19 protein-coding genes and 5 tRNA genes are annotated in these 21,766 nt (G+C 38.5%); 19 read left to right on the forward strand and 5 right to left on the reverse strand.

Annotated elements, in window-relative coordinates:
- The first annotated feature begins 16 nt into the window (after positions 1–16).
- From ftsH to HFP47_RS00680, 8 genes are all read left to right on the forward strand, one after another.
- Positions 17–2,119: an ATP-dependent zinc metalloprotease FtsH gene (ftsH, locus tag HFP47_RS00645; protein WP_011679262.1), complete on the forward strand. Its 2,103-nt coding sequence runs from the start codon at positions 17–19 to the stop codon at positions 2,117–2,119.
- 107 nt (positions 2,120–2,226) lie between these two features.
- Complete coding sequence (gene hslO / locus HFP47_RS00650; protein ID WP_042250944.1) at positions 2,227–3,120, forward strand: Hsp33 family molecular chaperone HslO; 894 nt, start codon at positions 2,227–2,229, stop codon at positions 3,118–3,120.
- Positions 3,121–3,207: 87 nt separating this feature from the next.
- Entirely contained in the window at positions 3,208–4,695 is a 1,488-nt protein-coding gene (gene lysS / locus HFP47_RS00655; protein ID WP_042250941.1) for a lysine--tRNA ligase, read from the forward strand.
- A 62-nt stretch (positions 4,696–4,757) separates the two neighbouring features.
- Positions 4,758–4,830 (forward strand) — tRNA-Asn (locus HFP47_RS00660).
- Positions 4,831–4,936: 106 nt separating this feature from the next.
- Positions 4,937–5,009, forward strand: a tRNA-Asn gene (locus tag HFP47_RS00665).
- A 4-nt stretch (positions 5,010–5,013) separates the two neighbouring features.
- Positions 5,014–5,086, forward strand: a tRNA-Thr gene (locus HFP47_RS00670).
- A 78-nt stretch (positions 5,087–5,164) separates the two neighbouring features.
- Positions 5,165–5,698, forward strand: coding sequence for an rRNA large subunit pseudouridine synthase E (locus HFP47_RS00675; RefSeq protein WP_011679265.1), 534 nt, complete (start codon positions 5,165–5,167; stop codon positions 5,696–5,698).
- Positions 5,699–5,768: 70 nt separating this feature from the next.
- Complete coding sequence (locus tag HFP47_RS00680) at positions 5,769–6,485, forward strand: YebC/PmpR family DNA-binding transcriptional regulator (RefSeq protein WP_004164706.1); 717 nt, start codon at positions 5,769–5,771, stop codon at positions 6,483–6,485.
- Between the two features lie 48 nt (positions 6,486–6,533).
- On the opposite strand, the gene hemH is transcribed toward HFP47_RS00680, so the two are convergent.
- A complete protein-coding gene (gene hemH, locus HFP47_RS00685) occupies positions 6,534–7,481 on the reverse strand; it encodes a ferrochelatase (RefSeq protein WP_179875906.1) in 948 nt (315 codons plus the stop codon).
- A 406-nt stretch (positions 7,482–7,887) separates the two neighbouring features.
- A tRNA-Glu gene (locus HFP47_RS00690) sits at positions 7,888–7,959 on the reverse strand.
- 334 nt (positions 7,960–8,293) lie between these two features.
- Between HFP47_RS00690 and HFP47_RS00695 the strand changes: the two genes are divergently transcribed.
- The 6 genes from HFP47_RS00695 (at position 8,294) to HFP47_RS00720 (ending at position 14,452) form a co-directional block, all read left to right on the forward strand.
- Positions 8,294–9,742 carry an NCS2 family permease gene (locus HFP47_RS00695; RefSeq protein ID WP_011679267.1) on the forward strand — a complete coding sequence of 483 codons (1,449 nt, stop codon included), beginning with the start codon at positions 8,294–8,296 and terminating at the stop codon, positions 9,740–9,742.
- A 119-nt stretch (positions 9,743–9,861) separates the two neighbouring features.
- On the forward strand, positions 9,862–10,662 hold the full coding sequence (locus tag HFP47_RS00700) for an ATP-binding cassette domain-containing protein (RefSeq protein ID WP_115230943.1): 801 nt from the start codon (positions 9,862–9,864) through the stop codon (positions 10,660–10,662).
- Positions 10,663–10,744: 82 nt separating this feature from the next.
- Positions 10,745–11,386 (forward strand): membrane protein, encoded by a 642-nt coding sequence (locus HFP47_RS00705; protein ID WP_010295418.1) that lies wholly within the window; start codon positions 10,745–10,747, stop codon positions 11,384–11,386.
- Complete coding sequence (locus HFP47_RS00710; RefSeq protein ID WP_014324308.1) at positions 11,364–11,831, forward strand: LytTR family DNA-binding domain-containing protein; 468 nt, start codon at positions 11,364–11,366, stop codon at positions 11,829–11,831. The genes HFP47_RS00705 and HFP47_RS00710 overlap by 23 nt, the downstream gene beginning before the upstream one ends.
- Positions 11,818–12,228 carry a DUF3021 family protein gene (locus HFP47_RS00715; RefSeq protein WP_179875907.1) on the forward strand — a complete coding sequence of 137 codons (411 nt, stop codon included), beginning with the start codon at positions 11,818–11,820 and terminating at the stop codon, positions 12,226–12,228. Before HFP47_RS00710 ends, HFP47_RS00715 begins: the two co-directional genes overlap by 14 nt.
- Positions 12,229–12,361: 133 nt before the next feature.
- Positions 12,362–14,452: a DNA topoisomerase gene (locus tag HFP47_RS00720; protein WP_179875908.1), complete on the forward strand. Its 2,091-nt coding sequence runs from the start codon at positions 12,362–12,364 to the stop codon at positions 14,450–14,452.
- Positions 14,453–14,484: 32 nt separating this feature from the next.
- Here the strand turns inward: HFP47_RS00720 and HFP47_RS00725 are convergent, their stop codons facing one another.
- Positions 14,485–16,311: an MFS transporter gene (locus HFP47_RS00725; RefSeq protein WP_179875909.1), complete on the reverse strand. Its 1,827-nt coding sequence runs from the start codon at positions 16,309–16,311 to the stop codon at positions 14,485–14,487.
- Positions 16,312–16,533: 222 nt separating this feature from the next.
- Between HFP47_RS00725 and HFP47_RS00730 the strand changes: the two genes are divergently transcribed.
- Together HFP47_RS00730 and alr are read left to right on the forward strand one after the other, a co-directional pair.
- Positions 16,534–17,082, forward strand: a complete 549-nt coding sequence (locus HFP47_RS00730; RefSeq protein WP_011679274.1) for a TetR/AcrR family transcriptional regulator — start codon at positions 16,534–16,536, stop codon at positions 17,080–17,082.
- 111 nt (positions 17,083–17,193) lie between these two features.
- Positions 17,194–18,315, forward strand: a complete 1,122-nt coding sequence (gene alr, locus HFP47_RS00735) for an alanine racemase (protein WP_050884244.1) — start codon at positions 17,194–17,196, stop codon at positions 18,313–18,315.
- Positions 18,316–18,360: 45 nt separating this feature from the next.
- On the opposite strand, the gene HFP47_RS00740 is transcribed toward alr, so the two are convergent.
- A tRNA-Gln gene (locus tag HFP47_RS00740) sits at positions 18,361–18,432 on the reverse strand.
- A 98-nt stretch (positions 18,433–18,530) separates the two neighbouring features.
- Between HFP47_RS00740 and HFP47_RS00745 the strand changes: the two genes are divergently transcribed.
- The 3 genes from HFP47_RS00745 (at position 18,531) to HFP47_RS00755 (ending at position 21,035) form a co-directional block, all read left to right on the forward strand.
- Positions 18,531–19,055: a phosphatidylglycerophosphatase A gene (locus tag HFP47_RS00745; RefSeq protein WP_004164692.1), complete on the forward strand. Its 525-nt coding sequence runs from the start codon at positions 18,531–18,533 to the stop codon at positions 19,053–19,055.
- Between the two features lie 140 nt (positions 19,056–19,195).
- Positions 19,196–20,332 carry an N-acetylglucosamine-6-phosphate deacetylase gene (nagA, locus tag HFP47_RS00750; RefSeq protein ID WP_179875910.1) on the forward strand — a complete coding sequence of 379 codons (1,137 nt, stop codon included), beginning with the start codon at positions 19,196–19,198 and terminating at the stop codon, positions 20,330–20,332.
- 4 nt (positions 20,333–20,336) lie between these two features.
- Positions 20,337–21,035, forward strand: a complete 699-nt coding sequence (locus tag HFP47_RS00755; RefSeq protein WP_011679277.1) for a GntR family transcriptional regulator — start codon at positions 20,337–20,339, stop codon at positions 21,033–21,035.
- Positions 21,036–21,068: 33 nt separating this feature from the next.
- Here HFP47_RS00755 and HFP47_RS00760 read toward each other — a convergent pair whose 3' ends face one another.
- Positions 21,069–21,764 carry a methionine ABC transporter permease gene (locus HFP47_RS00760; RefSeq protein ID WP_004164688.1) on the reverse strand — a complete coding sequence of 232 codons (696 nt, stop codon included), beginning with the start codon at positions 21,762–21,764 and terminating at the stop codon, positions 21,069–21,071.
- Between the last annotated feature and the right edge of the window lie 2 nt (positions 21,765–21,766).

Raw genomic sequence — 21,766 nt, forward strand, 5'->3', positions numbered from 1 at the left:
GAATTGAGGAAATACAATGAACAATAATAAAGGTGGCTTCTTACGAAGCAGTGTATTCTATATTTTCATATTTCTTGCTGTTGTAGGAATGGTTTACGGCTTGTTTGGTAACGATAAGACAACCACGAAAACGATTACATCAAGTGAATTTATTAAAGCACTGAATGATAAAGAATTGAAGTCAGTTACAGTACAGCCTGGTAACAGCATCTATAATGTTACTGGAACGTATAAGAAGGCACAAACAGCAACCAAGGATAAGGGACTTAGTTTATTCCAACCTACACAAAAGGTAACTAAGTTTACGTCAACTTTGCTACCCAATGATGCGTCGCTAAAGTCAGTGACAGACGCTGCTACAAAGACTAAAACAGAATTAGTGACTAAACAAGCTGAAAATTCTGGATTTTGGTTAAACTTGTTGGTATCCTTAGTACCCGTTTTGTTGATTGTTGCGGTATTTTACCTGATGATGAACCAAGCTGGTGGCGGAAAAGGTGGTCAAGGTGGCATGATGAGCTTTGGTAAATCCAAAGCTAAACCTTCAGATCCCAAGGATAACAAAGTACGTTTTGCTGATGTTGCTGGTGCCGAAGAAGAAAAGCAAGAACTGGTTGAAGTTGTTGAATTTCTAAAAGCGCCAAAGAAGTTTGTGAACTTAGGGGCCCGCATACCAAAGGGTGTATTGCTAGAGGGACCTCCCGGAACAGGTAAAACGCTTTTGGCCAAAGCTGTTGCTGGTGAAGCTAGCGTACCATTTTTCTCAATGTCAGGATCAGATTTCGTAGAAATGTTCGTTGGTGTTGGTGCATCCCGTGTTCGTGACTTATTTGAAAATGCTAAGAAATCTGCGCCAGCCATTATCTTCATTGATGAAATTGATGCAGTTGGCCGTCGTCGAGGAACAGGCATGGGCGGTGGTAATGATGAGCGTGAGCAGACTTTGAACCAAATTTTGATAGAAATGGACGGTTTCGAAGGTTCTGAAGGTGTTATTATTTTAGCATCTACTAACCGTTCTGATGTCTTAGATCCAGCGTTGCTTCGTTCAGGTCGTTTCGATCGTAAGATTTTAGTTGGAGCGCCGGATGTTAAAGGACGTGAAGCAATCTTAAACGTCCATGCAAAGAACAAGCCATTGGCAGACAATGTTGATTTGAAAGCTATTGCTCAGCAAACTCCAGGGTATGTTGGAGCGGATTTGGAAAACTTGTTAAATGAAGCGGCATTACTTGCTGCCCGTCGAAACAAGTCCAAAGTTGATGCTGCAGATATTGATGAGGCTGAAGATCGTATTTTCCAAGGTCCAGCCAAGACAAACCATAACATGTCTGAATCAGAGCGTCGTACAACTGCCTATCATGAAGCTGGTCATGCGTTAGTAGGATTAGTTCGTTCAGAAGCTTCAGTCGTTCGAAAAGTTACTATTGTTCCGCGTGGTCGCATTGGTGGTTATGCCTTAATGACGCCTAAGAATGATCGATATAACTTAAAATATTCAGAGGCTAAGGAGCAACTGGCAGGTTTGATGGGTGGTCGTGCCTCAGAAATATTTATGTTTAACGAAGCTAGTTCAGGCGCGTCAAATGATTTCCAACAAGCAACTGGTTTGGCTCGTCAAATGGTTACGGCTTTCGGAATGTCTGATAAGTTAGGCATGGTTCAACTTGAAGGTAATGCTAGCGTTGGCTATGCTGATCAAGCTGGTAACCGTGCATACTCTGAAGAAACAGCTCGTTTGATTGACGAGGAAGTACGTCGTTTGGCACGTGAAGCATTTGATGATGCTATTGCTATATTGCGCGACAATAAAGACAAATTGACAGCAATTGCTGAGGCTCTACTTGAAGTTGAAACATTAGATGAAAAGCAAATCAAGGATATTTATCTAACAGGAACCTTTACTCGTAAGGATATCCAAGATGATACAGAGCTTGCAAAAGCAAAGTCGTTTGAAGAAGCAAAAGCTGCTGCTGATGCTAAGGATTCACAAGCTGAACAACGCTTTGAAAAACAAGATGAAGAAAAGTCATCTGACGATCACTCAGAGTCCAAAAATGAGGATACTGATTCAACAGATAAGTCAGAAACAGATGACAATAATACAGAAAATAAGTAAAATAGAAGTTGACGGTGACGTCGACTTTTTATTTTGTCATGTGTTTAGCAAATACAAAAGTAATAAACTGTTAAATAAAAAATATTAAATTAAACATAGGGAAAATTATGGCAGATCAATTTATCAAAGCAATTACTAAAAACAAGTATTTTCGTACGTTTGCCATAAATGGGACCAATCTCGTCCATCAGGCAGCGCAAATCCACGAAACATCGCGTATTGCTGCTGTTGTTCTTGGACGTGGTTTGTTGGCCACGACCTTGACAGCTCAGGCCGTTTTGAAAGGTGAAGAAACCTTATCAACAAAAATTAATGGACGCGGACCAATTGGCAATGTTGTAGTAGAATCTGATGCTAAAGGAAGTGTGCGTGGCTACGTAACCAACCCTAACCTTGAGACACTTATAAATGAAGCGGGACAGCTTGATGTGGCTAAAGCTGTTGGAAAAAATGGCTTTCTACAGGTTACAAAGTTTGCTCCCTATTCTGATCCTTACATAGGTCAGAGTCAATTGGTTAGCGGAGAAATTGGGGACGATTTTACATATTACTTAGCACAATCAGAGCAAACACCATCGGTTATAGGTGTTTCCGTTTATATGAACAGTGATGATACGGTTGCTGGAGCAGGTGGCTTTCTTGTTCAGGCGCTACCTGACGCTACTGATGAAGCAATTGATCAACTTGAGGTAGCTCTAAAAAATATGAAACCACTTTCTGAAATGATTCAAGAAAGATATACGCCATTAGAAGTGCTTGAAGAAATTTTTGGGAAAGGTGAAGTTGAGATCCTTCAAACAGCTGGCATCGGTTTGGCCGCAGAGCCATCCAAAGACGCTTATGCTAAAATGTTGCTCACACTTCCAGCATCTGAAATTCAGGCAATGATCAAAGAAGACCATGGCGCTGAAATTGTGGGAAAGTTCTCCGGAAAGCGTTACTTTTTCACAGAGGAACAATTATCCGAAATTTTGAAGCAGATTGAAAAAAATAACGAGTGACTTTGAGATTATTGTTTTTTTTTGGTATGATATTTAGTTAGTAGGCGTGTATTTAAAAAACGCGCAATAGGGAAGGATTTTATACAAATGGCTGAAGAAAAAGCCCTTAATGATCAAATGCTAGCGCGTCGACAAAAGTTGGCAACAATCGTTAGTGATTTACACTTAGACCCATTCGGTAAGCGATTTGAACGTACAGCAAAAGCGCAAGAACTGCATAATCTATATGATGCCAGCTCTTTAGAAGAGTTAGAGAATGCAAAACATGAAGTTGTTATTGCAGGTCGTATGGTTGCAAAGCGTGGCGCAGGTAAAGTTATTTTCGCTGATTTTCGTGATGTTTCTGGAAAAATTCAGGTTTATGCAAGACGTGATGATTTAGCAGATAATTATCCGATTATTAAAAGAGCAGATTTGGGTGACTTCCTTGGAATCAAGGGAATTATGATGAAGACTGAAGCTGGTGAATTAACAGTTTTGGCTACAGAATTAACACATTTATCTAAGGCTCTTCGTCCAATGCCTGATAAGTTCCATGGTATTTCTGATGTTGAAACACGGTATCGTAAGCGTTACTTGGATTTGATTGCCAATGAAGATTCTTTCAAAAAGTTCCAAGAACGCTCACATATCATTTCTGCTATTCGTGCATATATGGATAGAAATGATTTCCTTGAGGTTGAAACGCCAATTTTGCAAACTGAAGCCGGTGGTGCTGCAGCCCGTCCATTTATCACACATCATAATGCTTTGAATATTGATATGTACATGCGTATCGCAACAGAATTGTACTTAAAGCGTTTGGTTGTGGGTGGCATGGAACGTGTATATGAAATTGGCCGTATTTTCCGTAATGAGGGTATGGATCCAAAGCACAATCCTGAGTTTACAACAATGGAGTCATATGCAGCTTATATGGACTTTACAGATGTTATGGACGAAACTGAAGGTATTTTCAAAGCTGCCGCTTCTGTCGTCTCAGATGACTTGAAAATTACTTATCAGGGAACTGAAATTGATCTTGGTACAAAGTTTGCGCGCAAGCATTTAGTTGACTTGATTAAAGAACAAACTGGTATTGATTTTTGGCAGGAAATGTCTGTTGAGGATGCGCAAAAATTAGCAGATGATAAGCATGTTAAGTATGAAAAATACTGGGGTGTTGGTCACATTATCAACGCATTCTTTGAAGAGTTCGTTGAGGACACTTTGGTACAGCCAACATTTGTTTATGGACATCCAGTTGAAGTGTCACCACTCGCTAAGAAAAATACTGATGATCCTCGTTTTACTGATCGTTTTGAATTGTTTATTATGGGTAGCGAGTATGCGAATGCCTTTACTGAGTTAAACGATCCTATTGACCAACGTGCACGTTTTGAGGCTCAAGCGGCTGAACGTGAGAATGGTAATGACGAAGCTGAAGGTATTGATGAAGACTTCATAGAAGCTTTGGAATATGGTATGCCACCTACAGGTGGACTTGGTGTTGGTATTGATCGTTTGGTCATGTTATTGACTGATTCTGACACAATTCGTGACGTTGTGTTGTTCCCAACAATGCGTCCAGAATAATAAATCATTGACAAGTCGTTACACAATTAGTTATAATAATATAGTTGTGTTAGCGACATCATTCCGACTTAGCTCAGTTGGTAGAGCACCTGACTGTTAATCAGGTTGTCGCCGGTTCGAGCCCGGCAGTCGGAGTTTTATGAGAAGCAAATCATCTTGATTTGCTTCTTTTTTATGTGATAAACTGTTGACAGATTTTCTCACTCATGGCATAATAATATAGTTGTGTTAGCAACGTCATTCCGACTTAGCTCAGTTGGTAGAGCACCTGACTGTTAATCAGGTTGTCGCCGGTTCGAGCCCGGCAGTCGGAGTTTCGCCGACGTAGCTCAGTTGGTAGAGCACGGGTATCGTAAACCTGGGGTCGGAGGTTCGAATCCTCTCGTCGGCACTATTATGCATATCTTGCAAAGCAAATCATCTGAGGTTTGCTTATTTTTTTACAATGAAAAGGACGCAATTGAAAAACATGATTGTACTATTCAATAAACCGTACAATGTTTTAACTAAGTTTACTGATGCTGAAGGGCGACCAACTTTGGCTGACTACATTGATATTCCACGGGTTTATGCCGCTGGTCGTTTGGACATGGACAGTGAGGGCCTATTATTGCTGACTGATAGCGGTAAACTGAATCATGAATTGACTGATCCTGATAATAAAGCCTATAAAACTTATGTTGTTCAAGTAGAAGGGGTCCCAACAAAGTCACAACTAAAGCAACTTGAGCAAGGTGTGGCGTTAAAAGATGGGTTAACTTTACCAGCTAAAGTCAAACGTATTCCTTATCCAAAATGGTTATGGGAACGAGAGAAGCCAATCCGTATTCGTAAAAACCAGCCAACGAGTTTTATTCAATTAAAAATAAAAGAGGGCCGTAATCGGCAAGTACGCCGTATGACAGCAGCTGTTGGTATTCCAACGCTACGCTTGATACGGACACATATTGGTGAATATCATATTGCCGACTTAAAACCAGGACAATATCGAATTGTGAAGTAATGATTTTGTGGTGCAAAAGCATCATAAACGGTTATAATAGTAAAAGATGTAAATTAAAAGAGGTGACCTCATGGGACGTAAATGGGAAAACATTAAAATGAAGAAGGCGCAGACTGATGGTGCTGCCGCTAAAGTTAACAGTAAGTATGGCATTGAAATTTATGCTGCAGCGAAGCAAGGTGGCAGTCCAGACCCTGAGGCTAATTCAACATTAAAGTTTGTTATTGAACGTGCTAAGCAAGCACAAGTGCCAAAGCACGTTATTGAACGTGCCATTGAAAAGGCAAAGGGTTCAGGGGATGAAACCTTTATCGAGGGACGTTACGAGGGATTTGGACCAAACGGTTCATTGATTATTGTAGATACGTTGACATCAAACGTTAATCGTACAGCTACAAATGTGCGCACAGCTTTCAATAAAAATGGTGGAACTTACGGTGCTGCTGGCTCTGTTAGTTATTTATTCGATGAAACAGGCGTGATTGTTTTTGAGGGTGAAGATGCCGATGCTACGTTGGAAACACTGCTAGACGCTGAAGTTGATGTTCGTGACGCCGAACAACAAGATGATCATATTGTTGTTTATACAGAACCAACTGCTTTGCATCAAGCAATTGCTGCTCTGCGTGAAAGTGGTGTGAGCGATTTCTCAACTACGGAAATCAGCATGTTGCCACAATCAGAAATGACACTGGCAGGCGAAGACTTAGAAATTTTCGAAAAGTTAATTGATGTATTAGAATCTGACGATGATGTTCAAAAAGTTTATCATAACGTTGAATTATAATAATAAATAAAAAACGCAATGGCATTCATTGCGTTTTTTATTTGTGAATTAATTTTGTGCAAAATGCCGATTCGCAAGAGAAGCAATATATTTGGAAAAATCAATATGTTCATTAAAAGGTTGGACAACATCAAAGACTTCGCCACCTGCCTGTTTGAAAATATCATGATTTTCAACGTGAATTTCTTCGATGGTTTCCAAGCAGTCGGCTACAAATGCTGGAGTTGCTACTAGGACACGTTTGATACCTTGGCTGGGCAGTGACCTTAGTGTGTCACTTAAGTATGGTTTGACCCACTCAGTTGGCCCAAATCGTGATTGGAAAACCTGGTGAGTATTATCAGGTGTTAACGGCCCAACGCGCTCTAAAACGCCTTGTGTGGTTGCTGTACAGTGGTCAACATAAGGGTCACCACGACGAACATATGATTCGGGAACACCATGATAACTAATGATTAAACGATCATAATCGTTTTTAGCCCACGCCTCGCGAATGTCTCTAGCTAATAAATCCAAATAGGCTTCATCGTTGTAAAATGACTTAACAATGTTAATGTTTTTGTCGGCCTTACGGACTTGGTCAATGACTGATTGTGTTGATGTAACAGAATATTGGGGAAACAGTGGCAATACAACAATGTCGTCAGCGTCCGCCAGACGCATTTCTTTCAGTGTTTCTGCAATGTTAGGCTTACGATAAGTCATTGCACAACGAACAATCCAGTTTGGTTGTAATTGCTGTACTTGCTCAACTTGTTTTTTCGCATAGACCATTAATGGCGAACCGTCTTTTCGCCAAATTTTTTGGTAAAGTTCAGCTGATTTAAACGATCTCTTAGGCAAAATTTTACCTCTTAAAATGGGTTGCCAGAGTAGTCTGGGCATTTGAATAACGTTGGTATCTGATAGAAACTCTTTTAAATATGCTTTCACATCATCTGGATGTGGGGAGTCAGGGGTGCCTAGGTTGACTAATAATAGACCTTTTTTATTCATATGGAAGCGATCCTTATCTAGTTTAATATTTAATACTATAACTCAATTTTTGACTAAAATGTATGTCGAAAAGCTAAAAATTGTGATAAGGATAACTATTGTCCTTTTATTTAGAAATTATTTTTGCTTACAAAAATAATTCGAATTTGTTAATAAATACTATAATTTTTTCTCGGATTGTTTGCTCTGACATTATAGTATGTCGAGACTATGTTTTTTAAGCCTTAAATCATCAGCACAGTTTATTTTGAAAATTGAAATAATTTCCATAACAATAGAATTAGGATTGAGTAATGTCAGCATATTCGTCGTGGAGAAAAAAGCCTGACAACGTCTAAAATAAAAGGAATTGTTGATTATTTAAGAAGAGATAATAAAAAGCCGCAACCGGAGTTGCGACTTGATATAGCTCGTGAGAGAATCGAACTCTCGATTCCGCCGTGAAAGGGCAGCGTCTTAGCCACTTGACCAACGAGCCATGGTCAATAATGTTAATCTGTATCAGATGACTATAATATAATATCAAGTTTTTAAGTAGTCGTCAAGTTATTTATAAGTATTTTTGGACAAGTAATTATTATCATTTCAGTTTAAGCACTTGTCTTCTTTGGATATCAATGCTAGACTATTCTATGTGAAATTTAGCTGATATAGTATCGAATAATGGTCGATTGTTTCTAGCCAGCACCCATGCTGGAACTATCATAAACATGTTATTTAATTGATAGCCACTCGTGCGTCAATTTTTTATTTTCCATTGATGTATTCATACAAATAGGCTGATGAGTTACATAATTGTATAGGAGAGAATAATGGAAAAATTATTTCAATTGAAAGAAAATAAAACCACTGTCCGTCGTGAAATCATTGCTGGGATTACGACATTTGTATCAATGGCCTATATTTTCTTTTTGAACCCTCAAATTCTAGGGCAAGCTGGTGTGCCAACACAAGCCGTATTTTTAGCGGCTATTCTAGTAGCAGTTTTTGGTACATTGTTTATGGGCTTGTTTGCTAATGTACCGTTTGCTTTGGCACCAGGTATCGGCATGCAAGCATACTTCACGTATACTATCGTGTTTGGCTTCGGATTTACCTGGCAGCAAGCATTGGCTATCGTATTTTTAGTTGGTGTAGTGGATATTGTCATTACGTTGACACATGGTCGCCGTGCAATTGTTAAGGGTATTCCAACTGAATTAAAAGCGGCTATTGGTGGTGGAATTGGGTTGTTCGTTACTTATATAGGGTTGAAAAACGCCGGTTTTATCAATTTTATTGTTGATCCTAGCAATATTATGACGCTAAATGGCAAACCGTTCACTGGAGAAGTACATGGTGCGGTAAATAGCATCTTGGCCAATGGTGGTGTAACACCAGAATTGACTAAATTCAACAACGCTAGTACCTTATTAGCATTAATTGGTTTTGTTATTTTGGTTGTGTTGGTGATGCGAAAGGTGCCTGGCGCATTCCTTATATCATTGATAGTGACCACATTAATTGGTATTCCAATGGGTGTTACGAATACGCATATTGGGGCTGGAACCTCAGTTAGCCATGCCTTCGGTGAATTGGGGCAGGTGTTTGGTCAATCATTAGGTGCTCAAGGATTGGGCAGCTTATTTAATAACTGGCATCATGCGTCATTAGCGTTAGTTACGATTTTTGCTATGGGCCTAACCGGATTATTTGACGCTATTGGCACATTAATTGGTATCGGTAATCAAACGGGCATTTTTTCAAAGGAAGATCAGAAGTCATTTGAGTCTAGTAATGGCTTTAACTCTAAAATGGATCGTGCGCTAGTTGTTGATACATTTACAACAGCATTTGCTGGTATTGTTGGTACATCAAATACGACAACCTTCATTGAATCAGCATCAGGGGTTGCAGCCGGAGCAAGAACAGGCTTGGCCAATGTCGTAACAGCTGCAGGATTTGCCTTAATGATCTTATTTGCTCCTTTGGTTGGTGTTGTGCCAACAGCAGCTACATCTCCACTACTTATTTTGGTGGGTATTATGATGATGGGCGAATTTAAGAAAATTTCATGGGAATCATTAGAAGTTGCGTTACCTGCTTTCTTTACTTCTGTGTTTATGGCCTTTAGTTATTCAATTTCTTATGGTATCGCTGCTGGTTTCATTTTCTTTATTATCGTGAAATTTGCTTTAGGAAAGTTTAAGGAAGTCTCACCAGTGTTATTAATCGTATCTGCATTCTTCTTGCTTAACTTTGCTGTACTTGCATTTATGTAATGTCAGTGAATTATATTAACAGGTATTTTCATTACTTGTATTCAACCGCTTATCACAAAAGCGGTTTTTTTATGCCCTCAATTGCTACAATAAAGCCAATATTAGAAGGGTGATAATATATGTTAAACATAAAAAATTTAAGTGTGTCTTACGGAAGAAAAGTTGCCTTAACGGTGCCAAAACTATCCATCAATAAGGGTGAGATTATAGGAGTAATGGGTAAATCTGGCTCAGGGAAATCGACGTTAGTTAATAGCTGTCTCGGGTTGATTCCTTTTAAGGGTCAGGTGAGAATTGATACCGACGATGTTGGCATCTTAATGCAGGAACAGCACTACGTTGATACGATGACAAATCAAAAAATGATAGAAGGCATGCTGAACACGCGTATTAAGCGAGATAAAAAATTAACTGAGTTAATTAATTTTTTTGATTTTAGTGACCAACTATCACTTCATTTTAAAAATTTATCTGGTGGGCAAAAACAACGAATGAGCTTGATTATGGTACTTTATCAAGAACCAGAATTACTATTTTTGGATGAAATGACGACGGGACTTGATTTTGAAAGTCGGCAAGCACTAATTAGTCAATTGAAAATCTATTTTAAGCAACACCAGACGACTGTTCTGATGGTCACGCACTACGCACAAGAAATTGAAGCGTTAGCTGATAAACTTCTAGTTATTCATGATGGACAAGTAAAAGCTTTTGATGAACCCAAAAATTTGTTTAAGCAGTATATAGGTTATTCTGCTTTTATAGTAGACAATCATACTGAAAAAAGCATCAAAGTCCAACAACCAGAAGATGAATACAAGGTCGCACGTCGACTGATTGATGATGGGGATGACTTTAGGCGGACACAAAGCGATATTGAATTAGTTTATACGGAAGTTATGAAGGGACAGCGGGCATGATTAAAAAAGGAAGTTAGTTTTTGAATTTCAAAATTTATTAGGCAATATCATTACATTATTTTTTGGGTTTGCGTTTGCACCAATGATGGCATTAGTGTTTGGCAATAGCTATGCTAACGTACCGCAAGCTTTGAACCAACTTTACCTGGGCTTTTTTTGTACGATACCGCTTTCGATGGTATTTGTTGGTTTTAGTTCATTATTTTCACAAGAAGTCGAGCAAGGTTTTACATTGCGTGCCGAACTTTTCGGTTATTCGCGCGTTTCACAAGCCTTACACAAATTTATGGCACTAACAGTGTTTGTTCTATTATCAAGCATCATCTACTCGTGGATTTTTCTATCACATTTTAATTTGCCTCTGCCAAATGCAGTAATCATCGGTCAAATGGCAATATTTCAAATATTAAATACAGCAGTATATTTCATCATTGTTTTTATCCTGACAACGATTTTGAAGAAATTTTCCCGTGTCTATGGTATTTCCATGATTAGCTATTTTGCTATCATGATTATTTCAGGAATTATGGGTAATATGGATGTCGGTAAGTTAGGAGATTATTTGCCAATCAAATTATTTGTCACCAATTATACCAATCATCTTAATGACACTGATTATATATCTGGTAAAATAGGTCTATATCTACTTATTTTATTAGGTATTCTGGGTGTGATTTTGAAAGTGATTGTGAGAAATAAAAATGGAAATAAACATCAATATTGATGATAAATTGAAAGATGTTCAAGTTGTTATTTCAGGTAGTGATATTGAGCAATTAGCAGATATTGCGCAGTATCTTAAATCTAGAAACACACCTTCACGACAGCTTGCTATCAAAACAGCTGACAATATTCGTGTTGTAGATAAAGAAGATATTATTTTAGTTGAAAGTTATGGAAATGATTTAACTTTTACACTCAAAAATAATCACAAAATCACAACTAGAAAAACGTTGAAAAGGTTTTTGGAAGAAAACCAAAAATCTGATTTCGTGCAAATTTCCAAATCAGAAGTAATGAACTTATCTTATTTGTCGAAGATGGAATCTGCGTTTTCCGGTAATTATTACGCTTTTTTGACCAACCAGGCTCGAGTAACCGTATCTAGACGGTTTATCAAAGGTATTCTAAAAAGATTAGAAGGGAGCGCAGAAGATGAAGCATTTTAAAGAGGCAATTGTATATCTATTAGTTGGCATTGGCGTTGGATCATTTATCTCTCTATTATCGTTTACCTTAAATCATGCAACACCATCGATGAAGCAATTTGGTCTGTTAATGACCATGAGCGCAATTATAGGCTTATTATCTCTCATATTTGAGTATGACAAGATAACGTTTATTACACAGCTCATTAGCCATTTCATTTTGGAGATGTTGACGTATGGATTTTTCATTTGGTTAACGTTTGGAAGTGCAGTGATTACGTTTACTAATATACCAACATTTGTGATTACTTATGTCATTATTTTTATCTACTTCAGGAAACAAGGCAGAGATAATGCGCGCCGTATTAATGAGCAATTGCAAAAAAATAAGCCGAAAAAAAGTGATTCAACAAATTAATGAGATGTTGAATTGCTTTTTATATTGGCTATACATTCATGGTTTAATTTTCTAGTTGACCGTCTTCGCGGATTAACTTGTAATCTGTTAAAATAGAATAAATCAACTTTAAGAAAGATTAAAAATATTACTTATGCCAAACTACCTCATTTTAACTGAAAAGCCTTCAGCGGCAGCTAATTTTGTAAAAGCGCTTGGTGGAAAAACAGGAGTTTTTAGTGATTTTACATATAAAATTACGAATTTACGTGGTCATGTTATGACCTTAAAAGATCCTGAAGAGATGGTGGCTGAAGATTTAAAAAAGCAATATAAGTCTTGGTTGGTGAAATATTTACCATGGAATTTGGAAGATTTTTCTTGGGCACGTACTTATATTCGCCAACGTAATATTCGTACAGGAAAGATTGAATCAACCAAAAAACTTATTGATGAATTGAAAAAGGAGTCCAAATCAGGGTACGATGCGATTGTAATCGCAACTGATACAGATCCTTCCGGAGAAGGGGAACTACTCGCTTGGGAAGCATTAGACGCAATTGGCTGGCGTGGACAGGTATTACGGGCTAATTTTATGGATGAGTCAGTGTCCGGCATTCAAAAAGCCATGCACCAATTACGAAATGTTTCCGATAAAATGGCGGATGGGGAGTATGTAAAGGGTGAAAGTCGTAACCGCTGGGATTTTGCGTCTATGCAACTTACGCGAATTGCAACTACCGCCGCTAAAAAAGAAGGATTTAAAGTGGTCGCGCGTGAAGGTCGGTTGAAATCTGTTATTGTTTGGCGTATTTATCAACAACTTGCAGCTATTAAAAATTATATTAAAACGCCATATTTTGAAGTGAAGTTTAAAGATCCAGCGGGGCATATTTTTGGACGAGTGACACCGCAGGGAGAGGTAATTCCTTGGCGTTTTGCAACAAAAGAACAAGCAAAAGTCGATTTTAATAATTATCATGAAACTGAAGTTATTAATGAAAAACACCAAACACGTACACAAGCACCCGGTAAGCTGTTAGATTTAGCAGGATTGGCTTCTATATTGGCACCTCGTGGGTTTTCTTCCAAAGAAGTATTAAGTACCTATCAAAAAATGTATGAAGCACAGATCGTGTCTTATCCGCGTACAGAGGATAAGACAGTGACGCCGGAACAATTTAATGAGTTATTGCCGTTGATTGATCAAATTGCAGGCGTCGTTGGTGTTGATAAGAATTTACTAACACACCGTTCACCACGAAAAACACATGTTAAGTCACAAGGGGCACACGGTGCCAATCGTCCTGGTGAGAATGTGCCACAAACTACGCAATCTTTAGCAAAATTTGGCTCTAGTGGACCAGCGATTTATGAAGTTTTGGCTAAAAACTACTTAGCGATGTTAGCAGAAGATTACGTTTATGACCATGTTACGGCTAATTTGAAAGATTATCCGGAATTCAAGACAGCCTTCAACATCCCAATTAAGCTAAACTTTAAGTTAGTCTATGACTCACAAAAAGCTATTAAGGTTGAAGAAGGTGAAGAAGAGGAGTCAATTAGTGGCCAATTAGGTCCGCAAGCAATGCCATATTTACATGAAGGTGCGAATCCAAAGCCACAGGTACCGACGACCAAATGGATTATGGCGTTTTTAGAAAAGTATAACGTTGGAACTGGTGCGACGCGCGTATCAACACTATCTGAAACGTCTCGTGGCACCAAAGCCATGTTAACTGAAAAGCGTGGTAAATTAGGTTTGACGGAAACTGGAAATGTATCTGCAATCATGGTAAAAGATACTTGGATTGCTTCACCAAAAATCACAAAGCGTTTATTCGAAATGATGGACCAAGTCGGCCGATTTGAAATGACGATGGTTCAAGTACTGGATTCAGCGACAAAAGTAGTTGAACACGATATGCCGATTATGTTAGACAATGCGCAGACACTTGAAACATTGCTTGGTAAGCCCAAACCAAGTATAAAAAAGCCACGTAAAACATCTGAAAAAATGACCGGTATCTGGCAAGGACAGGAAATTACCTTTGCTCGCGAATGGAGTGGGCACGTTTTTACAGATGAAGAACTGCAAAAGCTACTGACTGGATCAGAAGTCAGCTTTCCAGCTAAGTCTAAACGTGGCAAATCATACACGGCTGTTGGAAAAATGGCGAAACAAACTTTTAAGGGGAATACTTTTTATGGTTTTAAGTTGAACCCAAAAACAAAAAAAGCATAGTCAACATAGGGTTGATTATGCTTTTTTGTTTATTAATGTGTTTTCTTTTGACGTTTATCTGACAACAAAGCGATTGGGGAGCAAAGAAGTAGTAAGAAAGCACATATGACATAGGTTTTACTGAATGCATGGCTTAGGGATGTATTTTTTTCCTTTTTAATTTCTGATAAACTACTTTTCAATTCATCCCTTTGAGCCAGCAATTTAATGGCTTCTAACATGTTTTTTTGACCATTTAGTAAAGTTAAGGTACCATCAGATAGCGCAATAATACTGTTGTTTAACACTTTATTTGTTGTGGTTGTGCCCGCTAATTTTTGTAAAGAAACATTGATTTTTTGATTTCCCTCACTAATTTTAAATGTTGCATCATATAGCTTTCGGTAGTCTGTGCCTTTTTTAGGTCGGGGCATGCTACTTTTGTTTAAAGCAGCATGCTTTAATTGTTTAGTAAATTGTTTTTGTCGCGACGTATAGTTGACATTTTTTTGATCATTGCTTGAAAAAATCTGCCTGATTCCGGATTTTGCAGTATTTTTAACATTTGGAGATAAGTTTTTTCGATTGATTATGGCTACCGAATGATTTTGTATATGAGACTTGGCTGTTGATATATTAGTATTGAGGACAGTAACTAATACGGCAATTCCCAGACAAGTACCAATTTGGCGGGAAGCATTCGTAATACCAGACCCAATGCCAGTTTTTGATTTTGGTAAGTGCCTGACGGAAGAAACAAAAGAAACCGTAGAGAAACCGAATCCTGAACCGACAATAATCGAGAAAACAATCATTACTCTTTTTGGTGTTGTTGTAGTTATAAATGAGAATGATAGTAGGCTACCAGCTATAAGTAGCATACCAATCAAGTTTACAGGGATGGCGCTGATTTTATCAGATAGTCGTGTAGCAAGGGGCATTGTCACAGCAATAGCTAATGAGACGGGGATGATCATTAAAGTAGCATGCAAAGCATCATAGTTGAGTACATTTTGTAGATAATAATTAAAAATAACAGCTGGGGCGACTAGCGCAAATCCAGTCGCGAAATAAATAATACAAGATGAAGTGAATGTTTTTTCACGAAAAAGATTAAGTTCGACAATGGGTGAACTAACTTTTAGTTCTATCAGAATAAACGCGATTAACCCGATGATGCCAGCTAAAAAGCTTGACAAAATAAGCGTTGATGTCCAACCGTACTCACGGCCTTCAAGTAAACCAAAAGTAATTCTTGTTAATGATATGGTTAAAAAAAGCATGCCAGAAATATCGAAATGACCAACAAGTGTTTCATCAAAAGACTCTTTTGTAAAGAGCAGTACTAGTAGTAGAGATATTAGGCCAATCGGTACATTAAGGCCAAATATCCAGTGCCAAGACATATATTCCAAAATAAAGCCACCAGCAGCAGGACCACCAGCTGCGGCAAGGGCAGTAATGGCACCTACAATTGCCGCAATTTTTGACATGTGTTGTTTACCAAACAGTTCAACACCCATGGGCAATACCAGTGGTGTAATTATTGCGCCACCCAATCCTTGAAAAGATCTAAAAACTAAAAGATACATGAGTGAGGGGGCAAACATGCAAGCTGCCGAAGATCCTGCGAAAAGAAGTAAACCAATAATCATGAGTTTTTTTCGACCAAACTTGTCGCCTAATTTTGTCGCTGTAATCATAAAAACGGCTAAGGCAAGCGTGTAGGTAGTAGCAACCCAACTAACTCCTGCCAAATTAGTATTGAATGTCGTCATTAGTTTTGGTAAAGCAATATTGACTATGGTGCTGTCTAATGTCCCCATAAACATGGCGATTATCAGACCAATGAATCCCAAACGTTTTGTTGATTTAATCATCTTAAAATTCTCCTACTATTTTTATTCACCTTGTTTTCTCCTTTTTGTGCATCGTTATAAAAGTGTACAATTGTAGTGACGCTTGACACAGAAGTGTATTCATGTCACAATTGTGACAACAACATATAGTATAGGCTTAAAAAAATGAAATAGAAGCGCTGAAATAAAATTGTAACTAGTTACACAGATTAAAAGATTTGTGTCAAATATAGGAGGAACTTGATGAATAACCGAATGTCGTTGCAAACAAGAGAATGGGTACGGAGTGCATTCTTGGAGTTATTGGATGAAGTAGAAGATATTAAATCAATTACCATTTCAGATATTAGTAAACGATCAGGAATATCAAGGAGAACATTTTACCGCTACTATGCCTCTAAAGAAGATATTTTGACGGAATACATTGATATCCTAATTGAGCAGTATGGTAATGACTTACGCTCAAAAAAATTAGCAAATTTCAAAGAGTTTATCGTTTATTTTTTTAATTATTGGGGTCAGTATGATCACGAGTTGTTTATATTACAAAAGAACGGTTTATTCACCTATGTGTTAAGTGAGTTTAACAAAATGATCCCTGAGTTGTACGCGACTATTTCTGCGCCTTGGCATATTCAAAAAGAGGTGAATAGTCGTGAAATAATATATACAACAAGGTACGGGGTTGGCGGCTTATGGAACGTATACGGGGAATGGCTTGAATTTGATCGTGAAAAGATTGAAATAACGGAAGTTGCCAAAATACTAATCCAATCGTTTAATTCCTTATAAAAAATTAGGAAAGAATACACATCAACATACAGTTTTATAAAATTCTTGTGTTATTGTATAATTAAGAGAATTACATGAGAAATTATTTATAAAATGAAAGTGTGAAAATGAATGAACTATAATGCACCACATCGACATGCTGTAATTGAGTTGTCGCAATCAGCGGTTGTGCATAATTTAAAAGTGATTAAAGAGAACACGCATGCCAAAGAGATTATGGCTGTTTTGAAAGCTAATGCTTTTTCGCATGGATTACCTGAGATGGCCTCTTTGAGTATTACAGCTGGGGCTACCCGCTTTGGCATGGCCATGCTCGATGAAGCTTTGACATTACGTGATTTGGGCTATATACAACCAATTGATGTACTCGGATTAACAGATCCACGCTATGCGCGATTGGCTGCTGAACGTAATATTACGCTAGCTTTTAGTACTAAGGAGTCAATAAAAGCAGCAGCTGAACAGTTAGCTGGTACAGGGTTGACATTAAAGGTATCGTTACCCGTTGACACGGGCTTAAACCGTATTGGTTTTAAAAGTCGTGAAGATTTAGTGGCAGCAATTCAAGAGGTATCAGCGCAAGATACACTCATTTTTCAAAGTATGTGGACGCATTTTGCTACTGCAGATACACCAAATGTTGACTATGTGGATTTTCAAATTTCTGAATGGCAGCGCTTGACACATGATTTACCAGTAGAACCAAATGAAAAGCATTTTGCGAATACGGGTATTGCTACTTGGTATCCCGAAAAAATTAATACGGATATTGTTCGTTTGGGTATTGGATTATTTGGCATTAACGGTTCTGTGCCAATAATGTCGATGCCATTCGAGTTGATACCAGCTTTATCATTGAAAGCTAAGGTTGTTAACAGCAAACCGCTGAAAAAAGGTGATGCGGTCGGCTATGGGGCAGAATATCATGCACCAAATGATGGGTATTTGATTACTATTCCAATTGGACATTCTGACGGTTATCCGTTCAATGGGAGTGGCATGCGTGCTCTGGTTGCGGATGGACAAATTGGTCATATTGTCGGGGGCGTAGCCATGGATCAATCAATGATCTTTGTTACTAATCCAGTTGCAGTTGGCACTACGGTGACCTTAATTGGTCGTGTTGGTGATCAAAGTATAACGATGCAGGATTTGGCTGAGCATACACAAAGTAGTATTGTGGCGTTAATGAATGATTTTGCACCGAGACTGCAACGAATAATTGTTTCATAAAAAGAAAAAGGTGAACGACATCAGGTCGTTCACCTTTTAAAATTATTGCCCCTGCTGGATTCGAACCAGCGCGTAGTGGCACCAGAAGCCACCGCCTTACCGCTTGGCCAAGGGGCAATTACTTTATATATTTTACAGAATTTGTTATCAATTTGCAAGTGGAAATTAGGAGATAAATTCGTTATACTGGTTAAAATACTTTAAAGGGGAATACTATGCAATATGCAACATATGAAAATACAGTCGCAAAGTTAGCTGCGCATCATATTACGATTTCAGATATCGCGCGAATAGCCTTTAACAATGAGCAATCGTATGTCGAAGGATTAACAATTGAACAAGTAGAAGATGCAGTTGAAAGTATCTTACATAAGCGGGTTGTTCAGCACCAGGTATGGGTTGGTTTAGAACTTGATCGTTTGGCCGAAGCTCATTTGCTAGAAGCACCATTGCAAGATTTGGTTGAAAATGATGATGGGCTTTTTGGTGTTGATGAAACTATCGGTACAGCAATTGCAATGTCCTTTGATACAATTGGTGTCACAAACTATGGTTACATTGATAAAACAAAAGTTGGCCTTGTTGGCGAATTAGATCGTAAAGGAAAAACTTCTGAAGCGGTAACAACGTTTGCAGATGATATTGTGGGCGCACTGGCCGCAGCTGCAGCATCTAAGGTTGCGCACAAGTATGCGACCGGTAGAGTTGATTCTGTTCTACCAAACCAAGATAACGCTTAGGCGTTATTTTTTTGTAGTTAAATTTGCATAATAGGTCTAGACCAATTATACTATAATTATAGACTTCATTATTATCGTTGTAGAGGCAAGATTGAGGAGGAATGTGCTGCGTGGTGACTTCACTTCGCGTACGAAATATTATGGCAAAACTAATTAAAAACATTGATCTTTACACAGGGTATCAACATATGGAAGATGCCTTCATGCGTTTTACAGATACGGTTGAGGAAGTCGGTTACATGATTGACTTCAAGGAAAAAGCTGATGACGAATTGATTAATGAGGCATCAGGAAAGATAATTGTTCCAGGGTTTATTGATGTTCATAAACATGGCGGTTATGGATTAGACACGATGGATGGTGATCCCGAAAAGTTAAACACCATGATTAATAAGATGGTTACGGAAGGCATTACATCACTATTCCCAACAACAATTACACAGTCACCAGAAAATATTGAACGTGCTTTAAAAAACATTGATCAAGTCGCCAAAACTAATCCGGTTATTCAGGGGATTCATTTGGAAGGACCTTTTATTAACAAAGTCTTCATGGGTGCACAGCCTGAAGAATATATTATTGATCCAAACACAGAACTTCTGAAAAAATGGTATGCACTTTCAGGCGAACGTATTCGATTAGTGACCTATGCGCCAGAAAATGGCGGTATTCCTGATTTTGAAGAATTTATGCTACAGCGTAACATTATTCCATCAATTGGACATTCTAACGCGACACGAGCACAATTGGTACACTCGCGTGCAACACATATTACTCATTTGTATAATGCCCAAAGGCCATTACAACATCGTGAACCTGGTGTTACAGGACATGCTATGCTAGAGGACGCAATTACTGGTGAATTAATCGCTGATGGTTTTCATATTGTACCTGACATGTTACAATTAGCTTTTAGAATCAAAGGCGCTCAAAAATTAGAACTAGTAACAGATTCCATGCGAGCTGAAGGATTAGGAAATGGTATATCTGAACTTGGCGGACAAAAAGTTACTGTTAAAGATAAGCAAGCGCGCTTAGATAATGGTCACTTGGCTGGTTCTGTACTGGCTTATGATGATGCGTTCACCAACATTCAAAAATTCACAAGTGCTGATATTAATGATGCAGTGCAAATGAGTTCAGTTAACCAAGCACGTGAGTTTGGGCTAACCCAAAAAGGCAACTTATCCGAAGGGAAGGATGCTGACTTTAACATTTTTGACAAGGAATTGCATTTAGAGGCGACGTATTCACTTGGTCGCCGTTTTGCACGGTAAAACAATGGCTAAACCTCGATATATTGAAATTCACAATCAAATATTGTCACGTATCGAAGCTGGTGAGTGGCGATCACAAGAACGTTTACCTGCTGAAAGAGATTTGGCACTTGAATTTAACGTGTCGCGTATGACATTACGCCAAGCAGTTCAAACATTGGTTGACGAAGGCATATTGGAGCGTAAAGTAGGATCAGGCACTTACGTCGCTGAACAGAAGGTTTCTGAACGTGCCCTGGGTGTCACTAGTTTTACAGAATTAATGGCAGCTACAGGTCGAACGCCGCATACGGTGACGGTTAGCTATAAGACCACGACGCCATCCGCTTCGGAAATTGAGCATTTGCAACTGGATAGTACAGATAAAGTATTGATTATGGAGCGTTTACGTTTGGGGGATGATGAACCTATTTTACTAGAACGTACAACCTTGCCAGTCCAATTAATTGAGTCATTCACTCGTGGCGCATTGACAGAATCATTGTACGCCACATTAGCATCAGCGGGGGTATACCCTGGACATGCTGAGCAAACAATTACGGCCACGTTAGCAAATGAAAGATTGTCGGAATTATTACAGATAAAAAGAGGTGATCCAATTTTATCTGTGCGACAGGTCTCATATGATCAACATGATACGCCGTTTGAATATGTGCGATCATATTATGTAGGTGAGCGTTTCGAATTTACTTTAACAAGATAAAAAGATGGTTGATCTATGATCAACCATCTTTTTTTATTTATGATTAAACTTCTTAGCCAGGAAGTCACCGGTAACTTGAACAGTTAACACCAATATTAAGACAAGCAGTGTAGCGACCAAAGTTGTGTCAGTTGCAAAACGATTGTATCCGTATGAAATGGCCATATTACCTAGACCACCAGCACCAATGGCACCAGCCATGGCAGTTAAACCAATCAGACTAATTAAAGTCACAGTCGATACACGAATGATTTCTGAAAGGCCTTCCCGTAAATAAACGCCAAAGACAATATCCCAAAATGATGAACCCACTGACTGAGCAGCTTCAACAATTCCGCTGTCAACTTCGCTCAAGGCTACCTGTATTTGACGCGCATAGAAAGGGAATACACCCAATGATAATGGCACTAAAGCAGCTGTGGTACCAATTTGAGTACCAATGAGGAGCTTTGTAAATGGTGCGATAAAGGCCAGCAAAATAATAAATGGAATAGCACGGAAAAGGGACACGACCTTATCAAAAATCCAAAATGAAGCTTTGTTCGGTGCAATACCGTTGGGCGCAGTAATGATTAATCCAAGACCAAAAATTAGCCCAAGTATGCCACCAAAAATAGCTGACCAAAAAGTCATATACAGCGTTTGAATAATTGATGTCCACCAACCAGTATCGCCGCTCCAACCTTGATAAACAACGTTAGGGAATGTATTTGTAAACCATTGACTCATAA

The organism is Leuconostoc sp. DB-1, assembly GCF_013414845.1.
Taxonomy (GTDB): domain Bacteria; phylum Bacillota; class Bacilli; order Lactobacillales; family Lactobacillaceae; genus Leuconostoc; species Leuconostoc mesenteroides.